General features: G+C 71.0%; 1 protein-coding gene. It reads right to left on the bottom strand.

Features of this window, described 5'->3' with window-relative positions:
* Window positions 1-277: 277 nt before the first annotated feature.
* Window positions 278-1578 (bottom strand): L,D-transpeptidase family protein (locus WBP48_RS08000; RefSeq protein ID WP_424438662.1); only part of this gene is annotated, 1301 nt, incomplete at its 5' end.

Genomic DNA, 1578 nt, shown 5'->3' with positions numbered 1-1578 from the left:
AGCCGGGCCTGTTCCGCGGGCGCGTCTCGCTCGCTCGCGCCCGCCTCGCGCCGGAGGTGCTGATCGTGGTGCGTGTCGGCCGCCTCGCGGCGACCGTGCGGACGCTGCCCCTGCCGCCCGCGCGTTGAGCGAGCGAGCCTCGCTCAACGTCCGGAAGCGGCGAGAGAACACGACAGCGCCGAGAGAACGGGTGCTACCCGTTCTCTCGGCGGCGAGTTGTTCTCTCGCGGTCAGCGCGGGGCCGGACCGGCGGCCTGCGCGACCGGTCAGTGCCGGGTCAGGCGTGGATCCAGACGTCGACGCCGGTGGGCGCCCAGTCGTAGATCTGCTTGGCGCGGGAGTTGGGCATGCCGACGCAGCCGTGGCTCTGGGGCGTGCCGAAGTTGTTGTGCCAGTAGACGCCGTGGAAGGCCTGGCTGCCGTTGAAGTACATGATCCACTGGATGTTCGGGACCTCGTAGTTCCAGTACGGGTCGGTCGCCGACGTCGAACTCATGGTCTGCACGGGGTAGTGGCTGTTGATGCGGAAGTGCCCCGGGGTGGTGGGCGATTGCGACTGGCCGCTGGAGATCGCCCACGAGTCGACGACGTTGCCGTTCTCCTTCAGGTACAACCGCTGCTCGCTGAGGTCGACCTCGAGCAGGCGCTGCAGCGTCGTCGCCACGGAGGGCGTCACCTCGACCGGCAGCTCGTAGACCGCGTCGCCCGTCGCGAGCTGCGATGCGAAGTCCTGCGCCACGTCGCTTGTGTCGCCGAGCACGCGACCGTCTCCACCCGGGACGACCGTCCTGAGCACCGTGCCGTCGGAGTTCGTGATGACGGTTCCGTTGGCCGGCGCGCGGTCGATCAGCGGCTGCAGGGTGTCGACGGCCGACTGGATCTTCGCGGGGTCGGCCGTGACGGCGAAGTCCCCGTCTGCGGCGGGAGTGATCGTGAGCCAACTCGCGGCGGTCGCGGCATCCACCGGCACCGTACGCTCCTCGCCGACATAGAAGCCGATGTTCGCGAGCATGGCGTTCGCCTCGTCGGCGGCCGCCTGCGCCTTCTCGGTCGTGGCGGGCGAGGCGACGGGAGTGGAGGCGAGCGTCATGGTCGACGACGGCTGCCCGGCCTCGAACGCGTCGTGCAGCGCGGACGTCACGGCGCTCACATCGATCCCGGTGCCGTCGACGGCCGGTGTGACGGCGAACGACGTCCCGTCGAAGGACACCGCGGCGGGCGTGGGGTCGATGTAGCTGTCGGGGAGTGCGGCGCGCAGCGCCGCAGCCGCCTTCGCCTGATCGACGGCGATGGGTGCGTCGACGGCATCGCCGAACCACTGGGTCACGTTCCACAACGGACGCTCGTCGAAGGTCGACGCCGCGAGCGCACCCGCGTCGACGCTCGCACCGAGGTCGGCTCCCGTGACGGACGGGCCCCCGTCGCCGAGGACGATCGTCGTGGTGGCGAGGCGCTCGTCGATCGCGTCGGTCGCCGCTCCCGGAGTCAGAAAGCCCACCGGTACGCCGGCGACGGCGGTGCCCGGCGCGATCAGCACGAGCGATGCCGCGACGGCGCCGGCGGTCACGGCAGCGACCG

The sequence above is a fragment of the Microbacterium sp. genome, from assembly GCF_049661145.1.
GTDB lineage: Bacteria > Actinomycetota > Actinomycetes > Actinomycetales > Microbacteriaceae > Microbacterium.
This window is presented reverse-complemented; position numbering and strand designations above follow the sequence as displayed.